Source organism: Mesorhizobium sp. M4B.F.Ca.ET.143.01.1.1, assembly GCF_004792275.1.
In the GTDB taxonomy this organism is placed as follows: domain Bacteria; phylum Pseudomonadota; class Alphaproteobacteria; order Rhizobiales; family Rhizobiaceae; genus Mesorhizobium; species Mesorhizobium abyssinicae.
This window is the reverse complement of the sequence record NZ_SRSR01000279.1, coordinates 1-307: the sequence shown is the minus strand read 5'-3', so window position 1 is coordinate 307 and position 307 is coordinate 1. Positions and strand designations below refer to the sequence as shown.

Here is a 307-nt window from a genome sequence, read left to right as displayed (position 1 = left end):
CTGTCGTCCAGCGCATGCGGCGCATGCCAGGCCAGCACCTGCGGGTCGATGATGTTCCAATTGTCCTGGTCGCAGACAACCGTACCGATACGCGGCCGCGACAGCACCAGCCCCTTGGCGGCCAGCACCTTCAGCGCTTCGCGGATGACGGTGCGGCTGACGCCATACTCGACGCCGAGTTCGTTTTCGGTGGGCAGGGAAGAGCCGGCCGGATAGCGCCCGGAAAAGATGTCGGAGGCGATCGCCTTCGTCACATCGGGCATGACGCGCGGGCGGCGCGTGGTCGTGTCGGCTGAAGCCTTCTTAG

The 307-nt window shown here is 65.8% G+C and carries 1 protein-coding gene; it reads right to left on the bottom strand.

Annotated features, from left to right (window positions below):
- A partial coding sequence (locus EN786_RS36985; protein ID WP_246688859.1) for a GntR family transcriptional regulator occupies positions 1–263 on the bottom strand: 263 nt, incomplete at its 3' end.
- Positions 264–307: the final 44 nt, after the last annotated feature.